17 protein-coding genes are annotated in these 24859 nt (G+C 43.9%); 7 read left to right on the top strand and 10 right to left on the bottom strand.

Annotated elements, in window-relative coordinates; all coding sequences use genetic code 11:
* Window positions 1-86: 86 nt before the first annotated feature.
* From BV372_RS05880 to BV372_RS05870, 3 genes are all read left to right on the top strand, one after another.
* Window positions 87-1613, top strand: a complete 1527-nt coding sequence (locus BV372_RS05880) for a DUF11 domain-containing protein (RefSeq protein ID WP_086684660.1) — start codon at window positions 87-89, stop codon at window positions 1611-1613.
* Window positions 1610-5371, top strand: coding sequence for an Ig-like domain-containing protein (locus BV372_RS05875; protein WP_086684571.1), 3762 nt, complete (start codon window positions 1610-1612; stop codon window positions 5369-5371). The genes BV372_RS05880 and BV372_RS05875 overlap by 4 nt, the downstream gene beginning before the upstream one ends.
* Before the next feature lie 121 nt (window positions 5372-5492).
* Window positions 5493-8408 carry a hypothetical protein gene (locus BV372_RS05870; protein WP_086684567.1) on the top strand — a complete coding sequence of 972 codons (2916 nt, stop codon included), beginning with the start codon at window positions 5493-5495 and terminating at the stop codon, window positions 8406-8408.
* Between the two features lie 78 nt (window positions 8409-8486).
* Here the strand turns inward: BV372_RS05870 and BV372_RS05865 are convergent, their stop codons facing one another.
* Both BV372_RS05865 and queA read right to left on the bottom strand, forming a co-directional pair.
* Window positions 8487-9629, bottom strand: a complete 1143-nt coding sequence (locus tag BV372_RS05865; protein WP_086684564.1) for a tetratricopeptide repeat protein — start codon at window positions 9627-9629, stop codon at window positions 8487-8489.
* 96 nt (window positions 9630-9725) lie between these two features.
* Window positions 9726-10883 carry a tRNA preQ1(34) S-adenosylmethionine ribosyltransferase-isomerase QueA gene (gene queA / locus BV372_RS05860; RefSeq protein WP_086684561.1) on the bottom strand — a complete coding sequence of 386 codons (1158 nt, stop codon included), beginning with the start codon at window positions 10881-10883 and terminating at the stop codon, window positions 9726-9728.
* 240 nt (window positions 10884-11123) lie between these two features.
* Here queA and BV372_RS05855 point away from each other — a divergent pair, with 240 nt between their 5' ends.
* Window positions 11124-11513, top strand: coding sequence for a hypothetical protein (locus tag BV372_RS05855; RefSeq protein WP_086684558.1), 390 nt, complete (start codon window positions 11124-11126; stop codon window positions 11511-11513).
* Window positions 11514-11599: 86 nt separating this feature from the next.
* On the opposite strand, the gene BV372_RS05850 is transcribed toward BV372_RS05855, so the two are convergent.
* A complete protein-coding gene (locus tag BV372_RS05850; protein WP_086684556.1) occupies window positions 11600-12106 on the bottom strand; it encodes a YraN family protein in 507 nt (168 codons plus the stop codon).
* A 15-nt stretch (window positions 12107-12121) separates the two neighbouring features.
* Here BV372_RS05850 and BV372_RS05845 point away from each other — a divergent pair, with 15 nt between their 5' ends.
* On the top strand, window positions 12122-12631 hold the full coding sequence (locus BV372_RS05845) for a pentapeptide repeat-containing protein (RefSeq protein ID WP_086684553.1): 510 nt from the start codon (window positions 12122-12124) through the stop codon (window positions 12629-12631).
* A 376-nt stretch (window positions 12632-13007) separates the two neighbouring features.
* Here the strand turns inward: BV372_RS05845 and BV372_RS05840 are convergent, their stop codons facing one another.
* From BV372_RS05840 to gyrA, 3 genes are all read right to left on the bottom strand, one after another.
* Window positions 13008-13343 (bottom strand): DUF4870 domain-containing protein, encoded by a 336-nt coding sequence (locus tag BV372_RS05840; protein ID WP_086684550.1) that lies wholly within the window; start codon window positions 13341-13343, stop codon window positions 13008-13010.
* A gap of 100 nt (window positions 13344-13443) precedes the next feature.
* Window positions 13444-15006, bottom strand: coding sequence for an apolipoprotein N-acyltransferase (gene lnt / locus BV372_RS05835; protein WP_086684548.1), 1563 nt, complete (start codon window positions 15004-15006; stop codon window positions 13444-13446).
* A 127-nt stretch (window positions 15007-15133) separates the two neighbouring features.
* On the bottom strand, window positions 15134-17734 hold the full coding sequence (gyrA, locus tag BV372_RS05830; protein ID WP_086684545.1) for a DNA topoisomerase (ATP-hydrolyzing) subunit A: 2601 nt from the start codon (window positions 17732-17734) through the stop codon (window positions 15134-15136).
* A gap of 452 nt (window positions 17735-18186) precedes the next feature.
* Here gyrA and BV372_RS05825 point away from each other — a divergent pair, with 452 nt between their 5' ends.
* Complete coding sequence (locus BV372_RS05825; RefSeq protein ID WP_086684542.1) at window positions 18187-18402, top strand: hypothetical protein; 216 nt, start codon at window positions 18187-18189, stop codon at window positions 18400-18402.
* An 84-nt stretch (window positions 18403-18486) separates the two neighbouring features.
* Here BV372_RS05825 and BV372_RS05820 read toward each other — a convergent pair whose 3' ends face one another.
* The 4 genes from BV372_RS05820 to BV372_RS05805 all read right to left on the bottom strand — a co-directional run bounded on the left by BV372_RS05820 (window position 18487) and on the right by BV372_RS05805 (window position 24093).
* The gene (locus tag BV372_RS05820; protein ID WP_086684539.1) at window positions 18487-18780 is read right to left on the bottom strand and encodes a Mo-dependent nitrogenase C-terminal domain-containing protein; all 294 of its coding nucleotides are present in this window, start codon (window positions 18778-18780) and stop codon (window positions 18487-18489) included.
* Window positions 18780-19217: a hypothetical protein gene (locus BV372_RS05815; RefSeq protein WP_086684536.1), complete on the bottom strand. Its 438-nt coding sequence runs from the start codon at window positions 19215-19217 to the stop codon at window positions 18780-18782. The genes BV372_RS05820 and BV372_RS05815 overlap by 1 nt, the downstream gene beginning before the upstream one ends.
* A 193-nt stretch (window positions 19218-19410) precedes the next feature.
* Window positions 19411-19785 (bottom strand): response regulator, encoded by a 375-nt coding sequence (locus BV372_RS05810; protein WP_086684533.1) that lies wholly within the window; start codon window positions 19783-19785, stop codon window positions 19411-19413.
* 69 nt (window positions 19786-19854) lie between these two features.
* Window positions 19855-24093, bottom strand: coding sequence for a PAS domain S-box protein (locus BV372_RS05805; protein ID WP_086684657.1), 4239 nt, complete (start codon window positions 24091-24093; stop codon window positions 19855-19857).
* A 315-nt stretch (window positions 24094-24408) separates the two neighbouring features.
* Between BV372_RS05805 and BV372_RS05800 the strand changes: the two genes are divergently transcribed.
* Entirely contained in the window at window positions 24409-24822 is a 414-nt protein-coding gene (locus BV372_RS05800) for a four helix bundle protein (protein ID WP_086684530.1), read from the top strand.
* Window positions 24823-24859: the final 37 nt, after the last annotated feature.

Below are 24859 nucleotides of genomic sequence, written 5' to 3'. Positions count from 1 at the left end.
GTCTCTAAATCTATCGTCAAAAATTTCCACAGATCTGGGTGCAGGCTCGAACCCAGTTACCGTCAAGTTTAACAGGAGAAAATTCAGTGCGCCGTCAAAGTTGGCGACATCAGATTTCTGATGGTGGCTGGTTTCAGCGTTTCGCAGCAACCATTTTAGTGGGAAGTTTTTTCCAGAGTCCAATACCTGTTTTTGCTCAAACTAATAACGGGATTGCGTCTACAGCAATCACTAACCAAGCTACATATACTTATACAGATCCAACTACTCAATATACCTTTCAAGGCAGCTCTAGTTTAATCAACGCTCGTTCTAAACCCTTAATTGACCCTTTGGGACGGATTCTCGGTTGTGGTGGGCAAGTTTTACCTGATTATCAAGGTTTTTCTGTTGCTTTATACGAACCATATCCCAACGATCCGACGGGTACGGAACTAGGAAAATTGGTTTCCCTCACACGGACAGAGGCTCCGGATCTTCCTAATAATAATATTCCTAAAGGAGTTAAGCCAAATTCGGAAAACAGTAACCCATTTTTTCTCACAAATGCAGGTGAAGGTTACTACAACTTCTTATTCGACCAGAAAAAAGGGCAAACTGCTCAGGGTAAAACTTATATTTTGGTAGTCAATCCGCCTGCTGACTCCATCTATAAGCAAAGACGCATCAAGTTAGCAATTGTAGACAGCAGTGGTGAGGGTGAAAACCTCATCGTTCAATATACTGCAACTTCTTTGGATGGTCAGCCAATCAGCATTCAAGGTAAAACCCAGCTGACTAACACTGTTTTAGTATCTGATGCTGAACGGCTGGGACTAGAGTTATTACCCTTGCAATTGGATTTAGGGTTATGTCAAACACAACAGATACAAATTATCAAAACAGGCGATCGCGCAACTGCTGAACCAGGAGATACAGTTATCTATCGCCTGTCACTCAGAAATATTGCTGATACTGCTTTGCACAATTTAGTAGTCGATGATACTTTACCTGTTGGCTTTAAATTTCTGCCTAAATCTGTGCGGGGTGAGGCTGATGCTCAGCTAGTTAACGTCACAGCAGAAACTAGTGGTTCACAAGTCCTATTTCGGACTACAACCGCTCTCCCACCTGGGAATGTACTCAATATTGCCTACGCCGCGCAACTGACTCCTGATGCTGTGCGTGGTTCTGGTCGCAATTCGGCAATTGTCAATGCCCAACGGAGTGACAATGATTTCCCTATCAAAGATGGGCCTGCAACTCATCAGTTAAAAATTCGAGCCGGAATAGTATCTGACTGCGGCACTATTATCGGCCGCGTGTTTGTAGACAAAAACTTTGATGGCGAGCAACAGCCTGGTGAACCTGGGATGCCCAATGCAGTGATTTTCATGGAAGACGGTAACCGCATCACCACAGATCCAAATGGTTTGTTCTCCATAGCCAATGTCTTACCAGGGAATCACACAGGTGTTCTCGACCTGAGTATGCTTCCCGGTTATACCCTCGCGCCCAATCAACGCTTCCGCGAACGCAATAGTCAATCTCGTTTGGTGCGTTTGGAACCTGGGGGATTGGTACGCATGAACTTTGCAGTCACTCCCACCTTCAAATCAGAGGTGAAGAAATGAAAACCAGACTGCGCCACATCATTATTGTCAATTTGAAATTAATCGGGGCTGTAGCTGGGGCTGTGATTTTGGTTTTGTATCCTGTCATAGCTAAGGCAGAAAATTCTGCGGTTGCACAGCAACAGAACTTTACTGACGAAAACTCTCGTCAACTAAAAGAACTTCCCACCCCATCTTTACCAACAGAGAAGGGAGTAGAAATAACAAATAAGTTAGATGTTGGATTTACAAATCAACCATCCACTACATCTGAGTCAGAATCGGTTGATGTACAACAATTTCAACCAACATCTAATACTCAATTGCCCAGAGGCTTACAAAAAATAGTATCTGGCAAACAATTAGCTACTGGTGCTATACAGTCCTTTCAAGCAACATCTAAGATCAAGTTGCCTAGAGGTTTACAAAAAATCGCTAATGGTACAGATGATGTAGGAAAGGATACACAAACACCAACACCAGCCATTGTCACTGGGGTCAAAATCCTCTCTCCCACACCCGATGCCATAGTTGATGTGGCAGCAACTACAGTAATTTTAGAATTTCCTGAAGGTGCCAGTGTGGAGTTGCGGGTGAATGGCAACTTGGCAGACACTTCACTGATTGGACGAACAGCAACTGATGCGACTACCAAGTTAGTTACGCAGACATGGTATGGCGTTTCCTTAAAAGAAGGAGAAAATACCATTACTGCCCAAATAGTAGGCTCTACTGCACCTCCTGTAAGTACGCGGGTGGTAGTCAGAGGCGCTCCCACGCAGATGAAATTAGAAACTGTGGAGGCACGGATTCCAGCAGATGGCCATTCCACAGCCACAGTCAAAGGACAGTTGCTAGATGCTAATAACAATCGTTCCAAGTGGAATGCTGTTGTAACTTTGGCAGCCACGGCTGGGGAGTTTGTCGGCACAGATTTTAAACCCGATCAACCAGGATTTCAGGTGGAAGTTAAGGAAGGGGAATTCACAGCCTACCTGAAATCAAGTTTGAATGCCCAAACAGTAACAATCAAAGCCAATGCTAATGAATTAGAAGCTTTTACTCGGCTGCAATTTGAAACAGCGCTGCGTCCTAGTATTGTAACTGGTGTGGTGGATCTGCGTTTGGGGGCTAGAGGCACAGATTATTACGGTAGTTTCCGTGATTTTCTCCGCCCTGACAAAGACAATAGAACGCAATTGGACTTCCACTCAGCGGTATTTGCTACGGGTGCGATCGGGGATTGGTTGTTTACTGGTGCATACAATAGTTCTCGCAACCTCAACGAAGACTGCAACTGTGACAATCGCCTGTTTCGCAGTTACCAGTTCAGCGAGCAAAACTATCCTGTATACGGTGATAGCTCTAGAGTTGATGTTGTCGCTCCTTCCATTGATAGCGTATTTGTGCGTTTAGAGCGTTCAACTGGCATTCCAGGTTCGACTCCCGATTATGCGATGTGGGGTGATTACAACACTGAGGAGTTTGCACGTGCGTCACAGCAATTTACCTCGATTACCCGCCAACTTCACGGTTTTAAAGCCAACTACAACTTAGGAAATTTCCAATTTACAGGTTTCTACGGCAACCACCTAGAAGGTTTTCAACGCGATACCATTGCTCCTGACGGTACTAGCGGCTATTACTTTCTCTCTCGCCGCATATTGGTTCCAGGTAGCGAAAATATTTTTTTAGAGTTAGAAGAACTGAATCGTCCTGGCACTGTACTGGAACGCAAGCAGCTGAACCGAGGTCCAGACTACGAAATCGATTACGATCGCGGGACTTTAATATTCAGAGAACCAATTCTCCGCACAGATGTCGATCAATATGGTCAAGTTTTAGTCCGTCGGATTGTTGTTACCTACCAATACGATAGCAAAGACTCCAATAGCAATATTTATGCAGGTCGGCTGCAATATAACTTTTCCCGCACATTTAATCAAGAAAGTTGGTTAGGCGCAACTTACATTAAAGAAAATCAAGGTGTGCGGGGCTTTGAACTCTACGGTGCTGATGCCATGATTGCTCTGGGTTCTCAGGGTAAGGTGGTAGCAGAATATGCCCATTCCAGCAATGACTCTGATGTGATCGGCAAAGTTAGTGGTGAAGCTTATCGTATAGAAGCTCAAGGGCAGATTTCTCCAGGTATTCAAGGTCGTGCTTATTATCGTTTTGCCGATACGGGTTTTGCCAACAATGCCACTATTAGCTTTGTACCAGGTCAAACCCGCTATGGAGCGCAACTGACAGGTCAAGTTTCCGCAACTACAAATGTACGGCTGCAATACGACCACGAAGATAATTTTGGCATTGCTCCCCAACCATTAGATACCTTTGAAGAACTATTTTCACCTCGTTCTCAAGCCATCCCTGGTAGTAAAGTTGATAATTCCCTGAGTACGATTTCTGCTGGAATTCAACAACGCTTGGGTAGCGCTACTGTTGATGTAGATTGGATTCATCGCAACCGAGAAGACCGGATTCCTACTAATGCTCTCAGTAGTAATTCCGATCAATTGCGATCGCGCTTTACTGTCCCCCTAGCCAATAACCTCACTTTCCAAGCGCAAAATGAAATGACATTATCTTCCACAAAAGATAGTGTCTATCCAGACCGTACCATCCTAGGTTTAAATTGGGCTGTCATTCCTGGTGTCAATGTTAGTCTGGCCCAACAGTTTTACAGTGGCGGTCAACTGGCTGGTAACTCTATCACCAGCCTCAGTGTCAACGGTGAACACAAACTCGGCTCAGACACCACCATCACTGGCCGTTACTCGATTTTGGGTGGTGCTAATGAACTCACAACTCAAGGCGCAATTGGTCTCAATAACCGTTGGTTTATTGCTCCTGGTTTGCGGTTAAATCTGGCTTACGAACACGTATTTGGAAACTTCTTCCAACAGTCTGCGGCAGGTCGGCAATTTGCCCAACCCTTTGCCCCTGGCCAAAGCGCTTCTGCTATTGGGTTTGATGGTGGCGATAGTTACAGTGTTGGCTTAGAATACAGCGATAATCCTGAGTTTCAAGCCAGCGCTCGCTACGAGCATCGGAGTTCCTCTGGTGGCTCTAATACCGTTATTTCAGCGGCTGCTACGGGTAAAATTTCTCCGGCTCTTACAGCTTTGGTACGTTATCACCAAGCAAACTCTGCCAATCAAAAGCTTACAGGACTGGGAGATACGGTGAACTTGAAGGTGGGTTTAGCATACCGCGACCCCAATGATGATCAATTTAACGCTTTGTTGCGTTATGAATATCGTCAAAATCCCGCAATCATCCCTGACACTGTCCTCTTAGGTAGCGGTACAGGTTCAGAAGACCATACCTTTGCTTTGGAAGCTATCTATGCGCCTAACTGGCAATGGGAATTCTATGGCAAGTATGCCCTGCGTCATAGCACCTCTTACCTAGCTAGCGATTTAGTCAGTACAAGTACGGTAAATCTGGCACAACTCCGGGCTACATACCGTTTGGGATACAGCATGGATTTGGTGGGTGAGGCGCGGGTGATTAATCAATCTAATTACACTGAAACAGGCTTTGTTTTAGAAGCAGGCTACTACCTCAGTCCTAACCTGCGCCTTGCGGCTGGATATGTTTTCGGTCAAGTTGATGACCGAGATTTTTCTGGCACACGTTCCGCAGGCGGCCCCTATTTGGGCTTAACACTCAAACTCAACGAATTATTCGATGGCTTTGGACAGCAAAAGCCTGTTCCGCGTCAGCAACAGCAAGTTGATCGAGCTGGAAATGCAGGGAAATTAAAAATATGATGCTATTTATACTTAATTTAATATGTAATATTACCCACTTATTAAATCTAACTGCTGATTCCCAAAACCGGAATCATCAAGCATTGTCTGTTAGTACAAAGATTCCAGAGGAATTCCAGCGATGAAAATTCAAACCTCTGGATTATTCAAGTTTTTGGCTTCAACTGCCCTAGCTACGGCAGGATTAATTTTATGGCCATTTTCTTCTGCGATCGCAGCTCCACAACTGACAATTACCCCCATTACTTGGAACATCCTAGGATTAGATAGCAACAACGTCAGCGTCGGACCAAATGTATATATGGTGGGTGCGCGTGTTTGTAATGTTGGCACTACCACTGCAACTAATGTCAAAGCTACTTTTGTGAAAGACGGCGCTAATAACCCTTACATCAACTTACAGTACTCCAACATCCTCTCGATTGCTTCTCTGCCAGCAGGTTCTACCTCTGCGGCAAATACTCGCCCTCCCACATCCTATAGTTCTATCCCTAATAACTGTAATGATTTTTACTATAACGTTGAGATTACACGTAATTCGGCAGCTTATAACACCACGCAGCAATATCACATTGAAGCAACTGCGGATACAGTTGGAGTTGTCAGCACTCCTACAAATCGGGAGTTGTATGTTGAAAAACTGATTTCCCAAAACCGTAACTCTGTACTCAGTATTACTGGTCCCACTACTGTTGTTGTCGGACAGACTTACCAATATACCGTGACTGGAAAAACTGCTACTGGGGGATACGAACAATTAGTATTTTCCCCCAACTTTCCTAATATCATGTTCCAGGTACTTGGTGTCTCTAGTACCTACACATCACCATCAGGCGCACAGAATAATTCAGTTTATGCAGATGCCTGTGGCTGGACTAATGATTTTACCAGCAGTTTTTATCATAACAACTTAGAATGTAATGAATCATCAATTCCAGACGGTTATTCAGGTGGTAAAGCGGGTAATGATGTCACCACAACTTATACAGTTAAGGTACTCTCAACTGGTACTGCCACAATTAGCAACCTCATCTATGATTACTCAGGTAGTAGCTATCACTACAACAGTGATTTTGGCTTAGGTGTCAATGCATTTACTATCACAGCAGTTAACGCTGGTCCCCCTACTATTGATTTGGATGGCAATAATAGTTCCGGTGCCATAGGCAATGACTATAGAAACGGCTTTAATGCTAGCGGATCTGTTGCGGCGGTTGATACAGACGTGATCATCACTGATGACAAAACCAATATTAACTCGGCAACTATTATCCTCACCAACCATCCTGATGGCAACAAAGAGTCTCTCAGTATTGACGCTACCGCAGGTGGTACGATTTCTGGGGTAACTGCCAGTGCTTATAACTCTACTACTGGACAAATTACCCTAACGGGTACGAGTACTATAGCGAATTATCAAAAAATCATCGCTACTCTGAAATATAACAACATTGCTAATGTTAGTAATATTACGATCGCTAGCCGCATCATCAATGTCCAAGTCACAGATAGTGATGGCTTAAGTAGCAACACTGCTGTGAGTACCATTAGTATGTTTCCCCCTACTATCGATTTGGATGGGAACAACAGTTCTGGTGCTACAGGCAATGATTATAAAAATAATTTTGCGGCTAGTGGTGGATTTGTCACGGCGGCTGATACAGATGCGATCATCACCGACGACAAAACTAATATCAACTCGGCAACGATTACTCTCACCACCCGTCCTGATGGCAATAGTGAAATTCTCAGCATTGACACTACTGCTGGTGGTACGGTTTCGGGAGTAACTGCTAGTACCTATAATTCCAGCACTGGACAAATTACCCTAACTGGCGTGACCAGCAAAGCAAATTATCAGAAAATCATTGCCACCCTAAAATACAACAATACTACTGCTAGTCCCAATACTACTAGCCGGATAATTAATGTTCAGGTCACTGATAGCGACAACTTTACCAGCAACATCGCTGTCAGTACCATTAATATACTGCTGCCTCCCACCATTGACTTAGATGGGAACAATAGTTCTGGTGCCACAGGCAATAACTATAAAAACAGCTTTACTGGTAATGGAGCAGTTGCAGCGGCTGATACAGATGTAACCATCACCGACGACAAAACCAATATCAACTCCGCAACGATTACTCTCACCACTCGTCCCGATGGCAATAGTGAAATTCTCAGCATTGACGCCACTGTTGGTGGTACGGTTTCGGGAGTAACTGCCAGCGCCTATAACTCCAGCACTGGACAAATTACCCTAACTGGCACGGCTACCTTAGCGAATTATCAACAAATTATTGCTACTCTAAAATACAACAACACGGCTGCTAATCCCAATACTACCAGCCGAACGATTAATGTTCAGCTCATCGATAGCGATAATTTAGCTAGTAATATCGCTGTCAGTACCATTACAATAGGCAGTACTCCCAAGCTTTTATTAGTTAAACGCATTACCCGCATCAACAACCAGGACTTCACAACTGTTGTAGATGGCCGCAGTGATATTTCTACTACTGCTAGCAACTATGTCGCAGCACCCCGCGATCTTGATGATAATGATGCCAAATGGCCTAGCGGCTACTTGCGAGGATTGATTAATGGTAGCACTATCAAGCCAGGAGACGATTTAGAATATACTATCTACTTTCTCTCTAAAGGACTGGGTAGTGCAACTAACGTCCAATTCTGTGACCTAGTTCCTGCCAATACTACTTTTATTGCCACTGCCTTTAATGGTCTGACTCCAAATGATGGCGGTTTAGCCGGAGCAGATCAAGGGATTGCCCTAGCAATTGGTTCTACAACCCCTACAGTTTACCTGAGCAATATCCAGGATAGTAGCGAGCGCGGACGTTATTATGTTGCTAACGATCCATCTACGCCATCATTTTGTGGCAATAACATCTATGGGGCTGTAGTAGTAAATATCACACGCAGTCCAGATTTGCCTAACCTACCGCAAGCAACTGGATCTGGTACTCCATCTAATTCCTATGGCTTTGTTCGCTTCCGCGCCAAGGTGAAATAAGCATAAGAGGGAGCAGGGGGAAATTTATTCTTGTCTTCCTTATCCCCCTTCCCCTACCTACCAAGCCTCGATATACGATTAGCGGGGACTCATAGAAGTAGGTTGTGGTTCCAAAACTGGTACATAACCAGGATCGCTTTGAGTTGCTTGCGGAACTTCTGGTTGATTTGGCTGTTGTGGCTCAGTTTGTTTGAATAGGATAGTTCTAGTGGTTGCAGCCGCGGCAGAAGTGGAGGGTTTACTAGCTTGAGCTTGCTGTGATGCTACCTTCTGGGCAATTTGCAGCATTAACTGGTCAATTTTATCGGTTTGCGCGATTTCACCTCGGTCTTGGTACTCTTTACGGGCACGTTTCAAGGCGCTATTGGCTTGTTTAATATGGCCTTGATTGTATAAAGTCACGCCTAAATTGTAGAAAGCCAAAGCATTTTTGGGATTCTGACTAATAGCTTGCTGGTAAACAGCAATAGCCTCAGATGACTGACCTTGAATTGCCATCAGACTTCCCAGATTATTGTAAGTTGCGGCATTTTCAGGATCTCGTTGCAAAGCTTGTTTGTAAGCAGCGATCGCTTCTTGCATTTGACCTTGCTGTTGTAGGGCGATCGCTAGGTTAAAATAAGCATTCCCATTGCTGCCATTGAGATTAATTGCTTGCTGGTAGGCGGCGATCGCTTCTGGGATCTGCCCTTGTTCGTAAAGTGCCAAACCCAGGTTATACTGGGCTGCTGCCATTGTTGGATCGATCACCAGGCTTTGACGATAAGCGGTAATTGCTGCTTCTTTTTGACCTTGTTGGTGCAATGTTAAACCTAAATTATAATAAGCCTCACCGTAATTAGGATTTAACCGAATCGCCTCTGCATACTCTTGTACAGCAACATCCAGACGGTTTTCCTGGAAGAGAATATTACCCAAGTAATTCCTTGCTATTCCTAGGTTGGCGTCTCGCCGCAGCGCTTCGCGGAAGGCATATTCTGCGCCTTGTAAGTCTTGGCGGTTATAACGCATGACTCCCTGTTGGAAAAAGCTAGCTGCTTCCAGATCCTTACTGACAACGTTCTGGGCCAAGAGCTTGCTTCCTGGTAAATTAATCATTGTTGGTGCAGCTAATACCAAAAATGCAACGGAAGTCGAAAGCAACTGCCGATGAGCACTCCGGTGCAGCGCTACTTGAGAAAAACTGCGAAACCACTGGCGAAGTTGATGTTTGTTAAACATGAGTGGCAGGCCTGTACTTATTGTTAGATCCTTATAAGTCAGAGTACCCACCACAACATGAAAAATTAAAAGTGAAATTTAAAGATTTTAAATACCTCACTCAGAACTTGAATTTTTGACTGCTTCTGGCAAAATTAACATTGCATCTCCAAAGGAATAGAAACGATAGCGAGCAGCGATCGCTTCTTGGTATATACTTAACAATTTTTCTCTACCAATCAAAGCACTCACTAACATCAACAAGCTAGAGCGTGGCAGGTGAAAATTAGTAATTAAACCATCTACTACCCGCCATTGGTAACCAGGATAGATAAATAAGTTTGTCTTCCCACAAAATGGTTGTAATGTCCCAGATTGTGCCGCTCCTTCTAAAGCTCTTACTGCTGTTGTACCCACAGCAATAATCCGACCACCTGCTGCTTTAGTAGCCTGGATCTGCTCTATTGTTGAGGCGGGAACTTCAATCCATTCTTCATGCATATGGTGGCTAGTGACATCTTCGACTTCTACGGGGCGAAATGTTCCCACCCCAACATGCAGTGTAATAAAAGCTTGATTAATGCCGCGATCGCGCAACTTTTCTAATAATTCTGGAGTAAAGTGTAGTCCTGCCGTTGGCGCTGCGATCGCTCCTGGATATTTGGCATAAACAGTCTGATACTGTTCGTCACCAGCTTCAGATGCGGTAATGTAAGGCGGTAAAGGTACTTCACCAAATACCTCCAACAATTGCACTAAAGAAACTCCCTCAGGCACTTCAAATTGCAATAGCCGTCCCCCAGTCGCCGGATCTGTTTCTAGTACCGTAGCTGTGAGCAAAGAAGGGGATGAGGCAGAATTTGCTTCCCCACCTCCTCTAGGTTCAAAAATAATTTTTGTTCCTTTTTTGAAGCGTTTTCCTGGTTTAACTAAAGCTAACCAACAGTTATATTGCCGTTCCTCTAGCATTAACACCTCAATTTCCGCACCAGTAGATTTACGGCCATATAGCCGAGCCGGGATAACTTTTGTATTGTTCATTATCAGTAAATCACCCGGCCGTAAAAATTCTGGCAGATCGCGGAAAAGATGGTGTATACTTCGGGAATTTACTACTAGTAACCGCGAGCTATCTCTAGGTATTACTGGATTTTGGGCAATGAGTTCGGGCGGAAGTTCGTAGTCATACCCAGCTAATGAACGGTCTAAGTTCACATTTTCTCCCTCTATGTTTGAGGTATAGTTCAAATTTGCCTGTGTTATTTGTTGCTTCATTTAGATTGAATCTGCCTTCAATAAGCCTATTTGAGCTTTCCCGATTTATGAAACTCTAAGGGATCGCTGCTCGATTTAATGCCTTGATTTTAAGATTGATATTATTACGTACCACGTAAACCCCAATATAAAAATTGGGTAAACCTCCCTATCTAAAAACGGGGGCTTTTACCCTACCGGGATCTGGCATTTATTGACGAATATAGAAATGTAGGATTGGCTTTGATCCCAAGCACCAACATGGAATACTTGTATTACCTGGCAAATGCCAGTCTAACTCTGAGGGTCGTTCAATACCTGCATGGCAGACCCCAGATGCCTGTTTCCTTCGTCACCGTAATTCATCAAATAGATGGCTGGGTGGTGAGGATCAAATTCAAAGGTCAAGTCTCACCCCAGGTTGATGGTGACTTTCGAGCTTTTCTCAATGAATTAGGAATTAGCTACGAGCCACCAATGAGGGTGCAAATGGCACTTTGGAGTTTAGAAGCAGGACAGTGTCCTGTAGACGTGATGCGTCGCTACCAAGTAGCTATCGTTTCTCATGGTAGCCCAGAAAGAGAAGAAATTGAGGCATTCCGGCAACAGTTTGTTCGAGGATTAGGCTACTGTCCCGAAACATTAGCGTGATCACCTTTGGCTTGAAAGCTGTTAAAAAATAATTATGTCATTGGTCATTAGTAACAACAGATTTGTCTATAAATACTAGTGACCAATTACGCGTTATCAACTACAGAGTCAAAAGCGGCGGGAATGTATTCTAGGAGTTGGAACTCATAACCAGCTACTAATGAACTGGCTAGGGCTTTCTGGGTAAATGTTACTTCAGAAAAGTTGTTTGTAATCCTCTGGCAGTGGACAATAGCAACATCAAATCTGCATGGGTAATCTGCCTTTTCCGGGTAATTAGCTAAAAACATCTCAGCGGTACGCCAAAGTTTTGTTTGCTTTTTGGGAGTGATAGCACTTCTTCCCCCTAAATCCCAATTACCTGAACTACGAGTTTTGACTTCCACAAATGCCAAGGTTGAGTGGTGGTAAGACACAGGGTGAATTAACTCCTGTATTTTTCCATCATATTGGGCAATAATATCGATTTCTCCCCAACGGCAAGAAAAGCGACGATGGAGAATTAACCAACCTGTAGATTGCAGCCATTGTGCTACTAGGTCTTCACCTAGGTCACCAATGTCGGGATAATGAGATCCTGGAGGTTTCGCCATTGGCTGAAAATTTTTATGACTAAAAGATTAAGTGTTCGGGTTTGGACAAGTGTACTCAGTGTAGTGCTTTGCGGATTACTTGGCATCACCGCAATTATAGGTTGTGCTCCCACAGCTTTGGCACTCGAATATAACAAGGAAATTTTGGTAGAATCTGATTTCTCTGGACGAGATTTAACAGACTCTAGCTTTACTAAAGCTAATCTCAAAAAGAGCAACTTCAGTAAAGCCAACTTGAGCGGTGTTAGCTTTTTTGCAGCAAATCTGGAATCAGCAAATTTCGAGGGAGCTAATCTTAGCAATGCTACGTTGGATTCCGCTCGCTTCATGAAAGCAAATTTGACCAATGCAGTATTGGAAGGTGCTTTTGCGGCGAATGCTAAGTTTGATGGTGCGATCGTTGATGGAGCAGATTTTACTGATGTACTGCTGCGTCCGGATGAACAAAAAAAATTATGTAAGGTTGCGAAAGGTGTTAATCCCACAACAGGGCGAGATACTCGTGATACCTTGTTTTGCCCTTAGTAGTTTATTTAATTAATGTTGATGGGCTGCGAGATTTCTGACTTCTACCCAGAGGCTAGCCACCTTTCGGGTATCAACAAGAAGTTAGTAATCTGACTTAGGAAATATAAACATAGAAGCGGTCTATCAAGCAATCTCCAAATATGTCAAAAAAGAATGAAACCGCCCTTCTTTTGCTAGCTTTTGTAATTACGATTGGGCTAGTTGGAGGTGGTTTTTGACGGTTTTTAGTACTCTGGTATTGGCACCAGTGTACTAAAAACCAGTAATAATAAATCAGGGACAAGAGTTGCTCGATAAAGCAGGATTTGTCAGACTTCGCTAAAATTGCTGTTCTCAAAATGGCAGCGATCGCCTTTGCGGTTGGATAAAATGCTTAAACCAGGCGAAAGATAAAGGGGTAGCGATACGATACATCGCGATCGCTCAAAATTTTGACAATAGCAATAATGGGCATGATGATACTGATAGCCCACAACCCAATCAACAGCACAATCCCAATCCCCACCAGAATCAGCAATCCAAAAATCAGTCCATAAATGTAAAGGTTGATGTGAAAATTAAGGGATTCTCTGGCATTGTCTTTAACAATGGTGTCGTTGCTGAGCAACAAAATTGCAATTGGTATGCCAATAGATACAATTGTAGAACTAAAAAATATCGCTCCATGACTGAGAGCAGATAACAACTTGCGTTGCGGGAAGTCTTCCATGACACAATCCCTCCAGTTTGGCTAACCCCTCGATTTTACGATCGCAAGTTGCGATCGCCATCATTCTGTCAGAATATATCTTTAACTAAAGCATCTGAAACTATATCAAAGGATTTGATTTTTTCTGCCAAAACCACCCCAATACACCTAAACCCAACAACAAGGGTGTCAACCAATCACCCCACCGCACATATAAAGTTTGGGTTTGCCGTTGATAAATAGTTTCGGCATGGGTTTCGTAGCTATTATATCCAGATATCCACAAAGTTCTACCGTGAGGGTCGATAAACGCTGAGTACCCTGTATTAGTCGCCCGCACTGACCATCTATCGGTTTCAATTGCTCGCATCATATCCTGTGCATGGTGCTGAAATGGCATTGCGGCAGTATAATGAGCATCATTAGAGGAACTGAGGATAAATTGCCCCCCCGCAGCCGCTTGACGGCGAAATTGTGCCGAAAAAGCTGAGTCGTAACAAATACCAGTGATCGCCCGACCAAAAGGAGTATCAAAGAGTTGATTGGGTGAACCCGGAACTTGGTGTTCATCCAGTGGTGACAAGCGCTGAATAATTTGGCCTAAAATCGCTTCAAAGGGGATATATTCGCCCAATGGTACTAACTTGGTTTTGTCGTAGCGGCTAAAAACTTCCCCGTTACCAGTATAAGTAAACAAGCTATTTGTATAGCTGCGTCCTTGTTCTCCAAAAGCACCAATCCAAGCAACCACACCTTTTTCCTGTATTGCTGAAACAATCGGAGTTGTGCTCAATTTACGCTGGAAAAAAGGTAAGGCTCCTTCTGGGGTGAGGACTGCATCTACACCTTGATCTACTAAAGTTAAATAGCCATCGGTGTAACCTGCGATCGCTCGACGCAAACCTTCTGGTCGCAGTTTAATAATGTTAGGAATATTACCTTGAACAATCCCTACTTTTAAAGCTTTTTCTGGGGATTTGCTGAGGGGAATGCTGTATAAACTAAAACCGATGAGGTGTAAGGTAATGAATAATCCAACGGCGATCGCTAAATATTTATGAGAGTAACTCTTCGCTTGTTGGCGGTGAAGCCACGCCTCTGCAATCAAGCCATTCACAGCAACAATTGCGGCTGTAACAGCACTTGGTCCAGTCAGTTGACCCAGATGTAAAATTACTAGATTATGTGGGCTTTGTGTGTAAGAAAGAGAACTCCACCATAAAGCACCAGCACTCCAAAGTCCTTCTAATCCGCACCAGATAGCTGTGCCAATCAGCACTCGCAAAAGTGGTTGCGAATCAGCTAAACGCACCATCAAAGCCGCCCAAACTGTGACTATTGCTGCCCCCCAAAGGGTAACGAATGTCCAACAGAAAACGGTAATTGCCAAACTCGCCAGCCAAGGAACACCCAACCAATTCATCGGATGGATGCCTGTAATCCAAAATAAAGCTAACCCGTGATAACCAATACCCCACAATAAAGGTAAAAGGAAGAACTTTCGCCTTTTACCTTCTAATTGCCTACTTTGTTGAACAACTAAAACCCAAAGGGGGGCAAGGGCAATCCAAGCTAGGAACCAAGCACCCACAGGGGCTACAGTCAGCCCCATCAATACCCCAGCGATCAAGGATAAAGCGTAAAGGCTAAAGGATAAAAATAGTTTTCTTGCTTGATACTTCATAAGATTTCTTGCAAAAATCCGAATAAGAATAAAAAACCACAGATAAACACCGATATTTATCTGTGTTCATCTGTGTTCATCTGTGGTTCGATATCCAAAAAATCGACTTATGCAAAAGGTCTATACTTCATTCTGCCTCTTCTAATTCACCAGTATCGCCGGTATCAGGAGGAACTATGGCTACTCCGGTGATCGCATCATCTTCGTCTAGACGCTGTACTCTCACGCCTGTTGCCGATCGCGATTGTATGGAAATCGCATTCACTGCCTGGCGAATAATAATACCGCGATTTGTGACCATCATGATTTCATCATCGCTGTTGACAATCTGCAAGGTAGCTAATTTGTCTTTGGTTTTGCGGTTTTTGAATTTGGTTGCCATTAAACCTTGACCAGCTCGATTTTGCAAGCGGAATTGGGCAACTGGTACGCGCTTTCCATATCCACCCATCGTAATTACCAAAACCCAAGGGCCAGTACTAGCGTTAGCTGGTACTTCTGTGGATTCTTCAATTTCGATTTCTTCGATTTCGATGATTTCTTCGATGTCGCCTTCTGTTTCTGTAACTGTACTCAAGGTATCGAGAATTTCTGCTGGGAGGATATCCATACCCACCAATTCATCCCCAGCTTTCAGTTTCATGGATTTTACACCACGAGTCGCCCTACCTAGAGGACGCAGTTGTTCATGGTTACAGCGAAAGTGAATTGCCATCCCATGACGAGAACCCACAATTACACTGTCTTCTACCTTAGCGCGTCGTACCCAGCGTAGTTGGTCGCCTTCTTCTAAGGAAATCGCAATTAAGCCGTTGGCCCGGATATTACTAAATGCTTCCAATACGGTTTTCTTGATATTGCCACCTTTGGTTAGCATCACCAAGAATTCTTCGCTGCTAAATTCGTCAACTGGGACAATGGAAGTAATTTTTTCTTCCTTGGGAATGGGCAACATTTGGACAATTGGCGTACCACGACTAGTCCGAGAACCCACGGGAATTTGATAAGCTTTCAGGCAGTAGACAACTCCGCGATCGCTAAAGAATAAAACACTGTCGTGATCGCAGCAAGTGAGGAAATGTTCAATGGTATCATCATCTTTGACCTTCGCCCCGGCTTTGCCTCTAGTAGCACGGCTTTGGGCTTCAAAGGTGTTGACTGGCATCCGTTTGATGTAACCTTGCTCTGTTAGCAAAATGATCGCTTTTTCATTTGCTATCAGGTCAAGATCGTCTAATTCTCCTTCCGCATGGGTAATTACTGTGCGTCGGGGTGTGGCGAAGCTAGTTTTGATTTGCGAAACTTCGTCTTCAATGATTGTCAGTACTCTTTCCCGCCGTGCCAAAATATCTTGCAGGTCGGCAATTTGGGTTTGTAAATCTTCGTGTTCTTGGCGTATTTTATCTGCTTCTAAGGCTGTTAACCGCCGTAGTTGCATCTGCAAAATCGCATCGGCTTGGACTTCGGAAAGCCCATAGGTTGTAATCAGTTCACCTTTGGCTGTGGGTGCATCGGAAGCATGACGAATCAGGTTAATGATTGCGTCTAAATGCGCCAATGCAATTAACAAGCCTTGTAGGATATGGTCGCGTTCTTCAGCTTTCCGCAGTTCGTAGCGTGTGCGTCGATTAATCGATTCGATCCGGAAATCTAGAAAGACTTCTAAGAACTGCTTGATGGTGAGAGTCTGAGGTTCACCATTCACCAACGCCAGCATATTGGCCCCAAAGTTGGCTTGCAGTGGGGTTTGCTTGTAGAGGTTGTTGAGGACAACTCGCGGATAGGCATCGCGCTTGAGTTCGATGACGATTCGCATTCCATCGCGATCGCTTTCATCCCGAATATCTGCAATTCCCTCGATCCGTTTGTCATTCACCAACTCGGCAATTTTTTCAATTAATGCTGCTTTGTTGGTTTGATAAGGCAATTCGGTGACGATAATTGCTTCTCTTTCCGGACGACCTCTTTGTTCAATCGTTTCGATGTTAGCCACGCCACGCATGGTAATCGAACCGCGCCCGGTGGTGTAAGCTTCTTTAATCGCCGCCGTCCCCAAAACCTGCGCCCCAGTGGGAAAGTCTGGGCCGTGGATATACTGCATTAACTGGAGATTGGTGATTTCTGGATTGTGAATCAATGCCACTAATCCATCAATCAGTTCACCCAAATTGTGCGGCGGGATATTAGTCGCCATCCCCACGGCAATCCCAGAAGAACCATTCAGCAATAGCTGCGGAATCCGTGCTGGTAAAACTGTTGGTTCTTGTTGGGAACCGTCGAAGTTATCGATAAAATCTACGGTTTCCGATTCGATGTCGTGAAGTAAGGCTGTGCCAGTTAAGGCTTGCAAGCGACATTCTGTGTACCGCATTGCCGCCGGCGGATCGTTATCTACGGAACCAAAATTACCATGCCCGTTGATTAAAGGCGATCGCATGGAAAAATCCTGTGCCATCCGCACCAACGCATCATACACCGCCGTGTCACCGTGGGGGTGATATTTACCCAACACTTCCCCAACCACACGGGCGCATTTACGAAACGGGCGATCGTGAGTTAAACCTAGCTCGTGCATTGCGTAGAGGATGCGACGATGCACAGGTTTCAGACCATCCCTGGCATCTGGCAGCGCCCGACCCACAATCACACTCATGGCGTATTCCAGATAAGACCGGGACATTTCGTTCCGCAGATCTGTCGGGATAATCCTCTCCTGTGAGGTTGTCATAACCTAAAAAACTCCAAAAATCGCAGATTTTAGCCCTTCTAGTTGACAAAATGCAAAATTATTCCAATTTACTCTTGAATAATTGCCATATTTTGGTACAATTCTAGCACATTTTGCTTTTTCTTGCCGGGAGAGCTAACTCTCAGGGCTTCAAAAACACCTTACTAGAGAATGGTAAATGACTGTACCTGAGGGGCTTTTGCCTGAGGGTTAAGTGTATCTAACTAAAAAGCCTGCCAAATATAAGCAATTCAAAATTTAAAATTCAGAAATAAAATAACCATTACACAGTAGGTATTATAGCGACTGAGTGTACGCCAATTAAATGTTTGATAAAGGATTCTAATTGAATTAACTATAGACATCACGAAGCAAATATAAGATAACAGTGTAGATTATTTCCATCAGTTTCTACTTCGTAACCGTTATTTTGTATATCAGCTGAGAATCCAATGACTTTTCAACAATTACGAATTGGCGATTACTTTCGGATACCTGGTATAAGTTTTGGTTGCGTCTACAGAAAGGCTAGTAATTCATCTTGTAGCCTGAATGCTCTATTACAGCCTATTCGTCCCGGAACAACAGTTATACCTTTAAATCAAGCACAAATTGCTAAATATATAGCAGCGAAGCAAGATTTTTGGAAAAGCTTACAAGAATACTAGGTTTAGTGGCTCAAGAGTCGTAAAAGAGGAATTTATTCTGGGTACTGGGTAATTAGAAAAATTTTAATTATGGAATGAAACTTGTTAGCAAAACATCGTTACATCTTCACCACACTCATCTGCTAAATAGCTTAAAGCTTTGAAACGTAGCTCAACTAACTGTTCGTAGAAAGGATTGAGCTTACATATAGGCGGAATGTGAACAATAGTGCGATCGCAGAGTTTAATTTCTCGTTCAAAAGGACAACTGGCCGGAATAATCTTGCAGAGTAATCGCGCTAATCGGTAATTTTCTATTTTGCAGGATTCAAGGCGTTGACGGACTGGTTGTAGTAGAACCTTGGGAAATTGAATTGAAGCGAATTTAGTGGTAAACATCATTTTGTTAGTGAATGAACTTGTTTGGGAGTTAGTAAGACTTTTTCAATTAAGAGTCTATCTGAATCGGAAGTATCTGCCGTGATTACTGTTTTAGTATTTTCATGCATTAAAATCTTACCTTGAGCGTCAAAACTAAAGTCTTTACTAGGAATAAATCCTTTTTCAATGAGTTTTTTGAGGACAAATCTAGTAACTGCTGCTAGTAATTGAGCGTAGGGTTTCCAGCCATGCAAGTTATCTAAAACCCAGTGAAATGTCTCAGTATCAGTTATAGACAATTCAAGTACTGCTGCTGTTAAAAAAGATTCTGTGTATTGAAAACCCATGCTACTGTGAAGCTGGGTTACCCAACATTCTGCTAATTTTTTATCTTGAAAGTTTAAAATGTAGATTGCTCTTTCAAGATGAAAGTGGAATAGCTCTAAATCTTCCATATTGCACCAATGAGTTACTGCAAAGAAACATAACCAACTCGTGAAAGTAGAAGAATTAGGGTGGAGGTGAATTTGTACTCCACCCTGAGTTAAAGTGTTATCAAGTTGGTGGTTTTCTAGTTGCTTTTAACTTTAAAACTCAAAAATGCAGAAATTGTGGAGATGAAAAGAATTTAGAAAAAATTTTTCGAGTCTACCAGTTGAGAGCCGCTGCAATTTGAGCAGGCAATTTCATGGCTTTGAAAGGCTTGGTGATAATTGCTCGGACTGCTAGTTCAGCAAATCGCCGTTTTTCGGTAGCTTGTGCTTTCGCTGTCAGCAAAATAACAGGAATTGACTTAGTGGCAGGATTCGCTTGTAACGCTTGAAAGGTAGCGATTCCATCCATATCAGGCATCATCACATCCAAAAGGATCGCATCTGGCTGTTCGGCAACTGCCTTAGCAACTCCCTCACTACCAGAAGCAGCCGTCGAAACTTGCCAAGCACCTACTGCTTTCAAGGCGAGTTCAGCTACTGCTCGGATATCATATTCATCATCAATGATGAGAATGCGTTTCGTGGTCATAACAAATCTAACTATACATTAGGTCAAAGAAGAAGCAGGGAAACACAGGCGAAACTCCATACATTCGTCCTAGCTTCCTTCGCTATTGTCGCGAATCATCCGGTTAAGCAAGTTAATAACTCGCTGTTCAAATTCTTGGGGTGTAATGCGTCCTTTGGTGAGGAATAAGGTTTGCCCTAACTTTAACCGTTCGCGATCGCTCTCATCTAAATCTCGCGCTGTGTATACAACTAACGGCACTTGGCACAGGCGCTGATGTTGTCGTAGCCAATCGACAACAGCAAAACCATCGTTTTCTGGCAATCCTAAATCCAGTACCAACAAATCAGGCATAATGTTCTGGCTTACCTGTATGGCTTCCCGTCCTGTTTGGGCATAAAAAGTGACAATGCCATGACGATTAAACAGGGCAATGAGTACCTGTGCCAAATCTAGATCATCTTCTATGATTAATACTTTGATAGATTGATTTTGCGTGACCGTAGCTTTTTCTAGAGCTTGACACAACAGTTTGGGATTGGGAGGTTTGACAATCCAATCGCTAACACTGTGGGGCAAAATTTTATTGGCATTGGGTAATAAACCACTGAGAATGATTACAGGAATGTTTTGGGTGTGTGGTTGCTGTTTGAGAATTGCCAGGGTTTCCCAACCATCCATACCCGGCATCATCAAGTTGAGAATAATTGCATCAGGATGGTACAACTTTGCCTGCTCTACAGCTTCTTGTCCCGATGCAGCTGCCATAACACGGTAACCTTGTCGTTCTAGCATGGTTTGCACTACAACCCGAACGGAGGGATCGTCGTCACACTCTAGTATTAGAGGCGAAACTGTGGAAGCAGTGCCTAGAAGCAGCAAAGACGGGGAGAGATTTTCTTGATTCTCCCTGTCCCTTTGCCCGATTGCCCCGGTGTCCTCTTGTGAAAGAATTGGCAGCGTAAAGAAGAAACTGCTGCCTTCTTTGAAGGTACTTTCAACCCAGATTTGCCCGTCATGATGGTGCAAAATACTCCGACAAATAGCTAAACCTAAACCTGTTCCTCCCTTTTGGCGGGAGTCGGAAGCATCCACTTGTCCAAAGCGCTCAAAGATAGATTCGAGTTTCTCAGCCGGGATACCCCGACCTTGGTCTTTGACTTGGAAGCGGATTTGTTTGGCTGCTGGAATTTCGGCACTCAACCAAATTGTTGAACCCGGAGGCGAAAATTTAATCGCATTGCTGAGTAAGTTGGTAAAAACTTGAATTATCCGGTCGGGATCGGCCCAAATTGGCACTGATAGGGGAGAAACTGATAATGTCACCCCTGCTTGCTCTGCCATTTCTTCTACAATCTCTAATGATTGAGTCATTAACTCGCCTGCATCACAGAGTTCCTGAGTCATCTGTACCTTGCCCGACTCGATGCGTTCGATATCCAAGATGTCATTAATTAGACGCACCAACCGATCTGTATTACTAGCAGCAATATCTAACATCCGTTGCGCTTCTTCAGGCTCGGCTTGCAGAACTCCACCTGCTAATAAATCCAAGGCACCAGAAATAGAAGTGAGGGGCGTGCGCAATTCATGACTAACTACTGAAACAAATTCATCTTTGAGGCGTTCGATTTCGCGGCGATCGCTAATATCTTTCATAAAACAATAATGCCCAATGAATTGCTGCTGTCGGTCATAGGCTTTGACCATCACCACTTGTTTATCAAAAACTGACTTATCTTTTCGCACACCTCTAGCTTCTTGTTCCACCTTGCCGTTGGCCAGCATTAATTGATAAGCTGCATTCAATTTTTCTAGATCTTCTGGGTGTACGGTTAAATGCCATTCCATACCAATCAATTCCTCTGGTTGGTAACCAACTGCGCTGGCATAAGCTGGATTTATCTTGAGATAACGTCCCTGAGTATCTAACTGTGATATGCCTTCGACTGCGCTTTCTAATGCTTGACTCAGGTGACGAAGTTCATCTTCGGTTTGTTTACGCTCGGTAATATCGTTATTAATCTCAAGAGTTCTTTCAACTTTACCTTGCTCGTCGCGCTGCAATGCCCAACGGCTGGCGACGACAACAGAGGTACCATCACGTTTAGTGTGTACGAGTTCACCTTCCCAACGCCCTGTTTGCAAAAGTTCAGCTTCAATTTCTGCTATCGGCTGGGGAAATTTAGTTTGCAAGAATTCATGAGAAATTTGTCCAATTGCTTCTGCTTTAGCCCAGCCGTACATCTCCTCTGCACCACGGTTCCAAAAGGTAATCCTAGCGTTTGAATCGCGGACTATGATTGTGTCGTGAGTTAGGTCGAGAAGAAATGCTTGTTTCTGTAGTTCCTCTTGTGATTGCTTACGTAAGCGAAGCTCGTCGTAGACATCGCTAATATCTTCAACTACATAACAAAATCGCGCACGGCTACTGCGATCGCTATTAATTGCCGAAACTGTTGCTGACAGCCATCTCTTACCTGTGGGCGTCTCGTGAGTATATTCAAAGCGAACCGGAGAATGGCTGCGCTCGGCTTCGCGATAATTCTCAATCCATTGGTGTATATAATTTTGTGGCGTGCCCAATTCGCTGGCTAGCCGATTCTGCATTATTGTTGGTGTCAGTCCATAAAATTTCGCGGCCGTGGCATTATCAGAAATATGTAGAATGTCATCCTCCATCACCTCAACAATTCCCATCAGCATCGGTGCGCTGTCAAAGAAACTGCGGAGGGTGGCTTCACTTTGGCTCAGTGCTTCCTCTGCTATTGTGCGATCGCGCAGCGCAGCTTGCTGTTCGCTAATATCTGTGATTGTGCCAATAAAGCCAGTAACTTCTCCTCCCGTTCCCATCTCCGCTACTGCCTGAGCTAACACCCAAGTGGTTTTGCCCTTGTAATTACGAAAACGATGCTCAGATTTAAAAGGTAATTTTTGTTGTATAGTTTGATGCCATTGCCTAATCACACGCTGGCGATCTTCAAGATGCAAAAATTTTATCCAGCCTTCTCCAAGTAACTCTTCTGGAATAGCTCCAATAATCTCACAGGCTTGCTTGTTCATGAAGTTGCAGTATCCAGAAGCATCAGTACGGAAAATTCCGACTGGTGCAGCTTTTGCTAAGGTGGCATACCGATGTTCGCTTTGGCGTAAAGCCTCCTCAGCCGCTTTGCGTAAGCGAAGCTCTTCGTAGACATCGCTGATGTCGCTGCCAATGCCGAGAAAGCCTGTAATATTGTTTTCTGCGTCACGCAAAGCTGTTACTGACAGCAGCACCGGAAAGCGCGAACCGTCTTTGCGGATGTAAGTCCATTCGCGCTCGTCTATCTGCCCACGTCGCGCCTTAGCAACAAATACCTCAAATCCAGGCTCAATATTTACACCCAGTTCTTGAGACAGTTCTTGCGCCACTTTCACAATTTCATCCCAGTCATGGATGATTGCTGGAGTTGTTTTCTTAACTACCTCATGGGCAGTATATCCCAGCCATCGTTCCGCCGCTGCATTAAAAGTTTGAATGATACCTTCTGGTGTGGTGGAAATAATTGTGTAGTTAGCACTATTTAAAATCGCGCGTTGCAGTGTTGTTGTATTCCTTAGCTGTGATTCTATGCGTTGACGTTCAGTAATTTCAGTCTGTAAAGCTTCATTAGCTTCCAATAACTCTGTAGTTCGTTCTTGAACTCGAATTTCTAACTCATCATGCGCTTTACGTAATGCTGCCTCTGCTTGTTTGCGTAAGTGCAGCTCATAGTAGACAGCGCTAATATCACGGCCTTCAGCGATGAGTATGACTACTTGCCCAGCTTCATCAAACACAGGTTTGAGGGAAAAATCAACCCTTGCTTGTGTATCTTCTGCACCCCTGACATCAACTTGATAACGGACAAATTGACCAGATGCTGCCTGAGCGATCGCAGCTTGTAAGCGATTTTGAGTTTCCTGTGAAATTGTCCACCATCGCGTCTGCCAAAGCGGGCGATTGATGACATCAGCATGAGTCAGCCCGCCAAAGTTGAGGGCGGTTCGGTTGACTTCTAAAAGTGTGCCATCTGGTTGCAGCAACCCCATAAATTGGAAAGTCTGGTCAAAGATAGCCCGGAATCGCCTTTCGCTATCGCTTAGTGCGGCTTCTGCCCTTTGACGTTCAATGATTTGCTGTTGCAGTTCTTGGTTAGTTGCTTCTAACTGTTCTGTACTGGGCATTTCTAGCACTTTGGGTACTAGTTCTACTAGCACGAGCGCCGTGTAAACCGAAACTATTGCCGTCATGGCTTTGACAACACCAGATACCCAATAATTTGGATACCAAAGTGTCCAAATTGACATAACATGAGTTGTGCCACAAGCAACTATAAAAGCACTAAATAACAGAAATATACCCTTGAAGGCAAAGCTTTTGCGCTTGTAGACGAAATAGAGCAATGTTAACGGAATCGAATAATATGCTAGGGCAATTAAAGAATCAGATAGCACATGTAAAAATACCAACCCTGGATTCCAGAGATAGCAATGCCCGTGGGGGATAAAGGGGCTTGAGGTAAAAAAGGTGTTTATTGATTGCAACATATATGGGGTGTGGGGGGTGTGGGGAGTGTGGGAGGTGTGGGAAGATTGAGAACAGAGCGGTCGAAATTAAAGAAGATGGAAGAAAAAAGGAAAAAGTATTTTAGAACTCATGAGGATTTAGCTATTTATCAATTGGCATTTGAAACAGCGATGCAAATTTTTGAATATTCTAAAAAGTTCCCATCTGAAGAAAAATATTCATTAACCGATCAAATTCGGCGCTCTTCTCGCTCAGTCTGTGCTAATCTGGCAGAAGCTTGGAGAAAACGGAGATATAAAGCTGCTTTTGTTGCTAAATTGAATGATTGTGTTCGCGTAGCGTGTCGTAGACAAGCGGAGGCAGCAGAAACTCAAGTGTGGTTAAAGTTTGCCGTAAAATGCCAGTATCTCACGGTCGAACAAGGAAGAAAACTCTACGGAAATTACAATCAAATCCTTAGCGGGTTAGTCAAAATGATTACCCATCCAGATGATTGGTTACTCGACTAATCCCCCACACTCCCCACACTCCCCACACCTCCCACAC

Source organism: Nostoc sp. T09 (assembly GCF_002154695.1).
Lineage (GTDB): Bacteria > Cyanobacteriota > Cyanobacteriia > Cyanobacteriales > Nostocaceae > Aulosira.
This window is presented reverse-complemented; position numbering and strand designations above follow the sequence as displayed.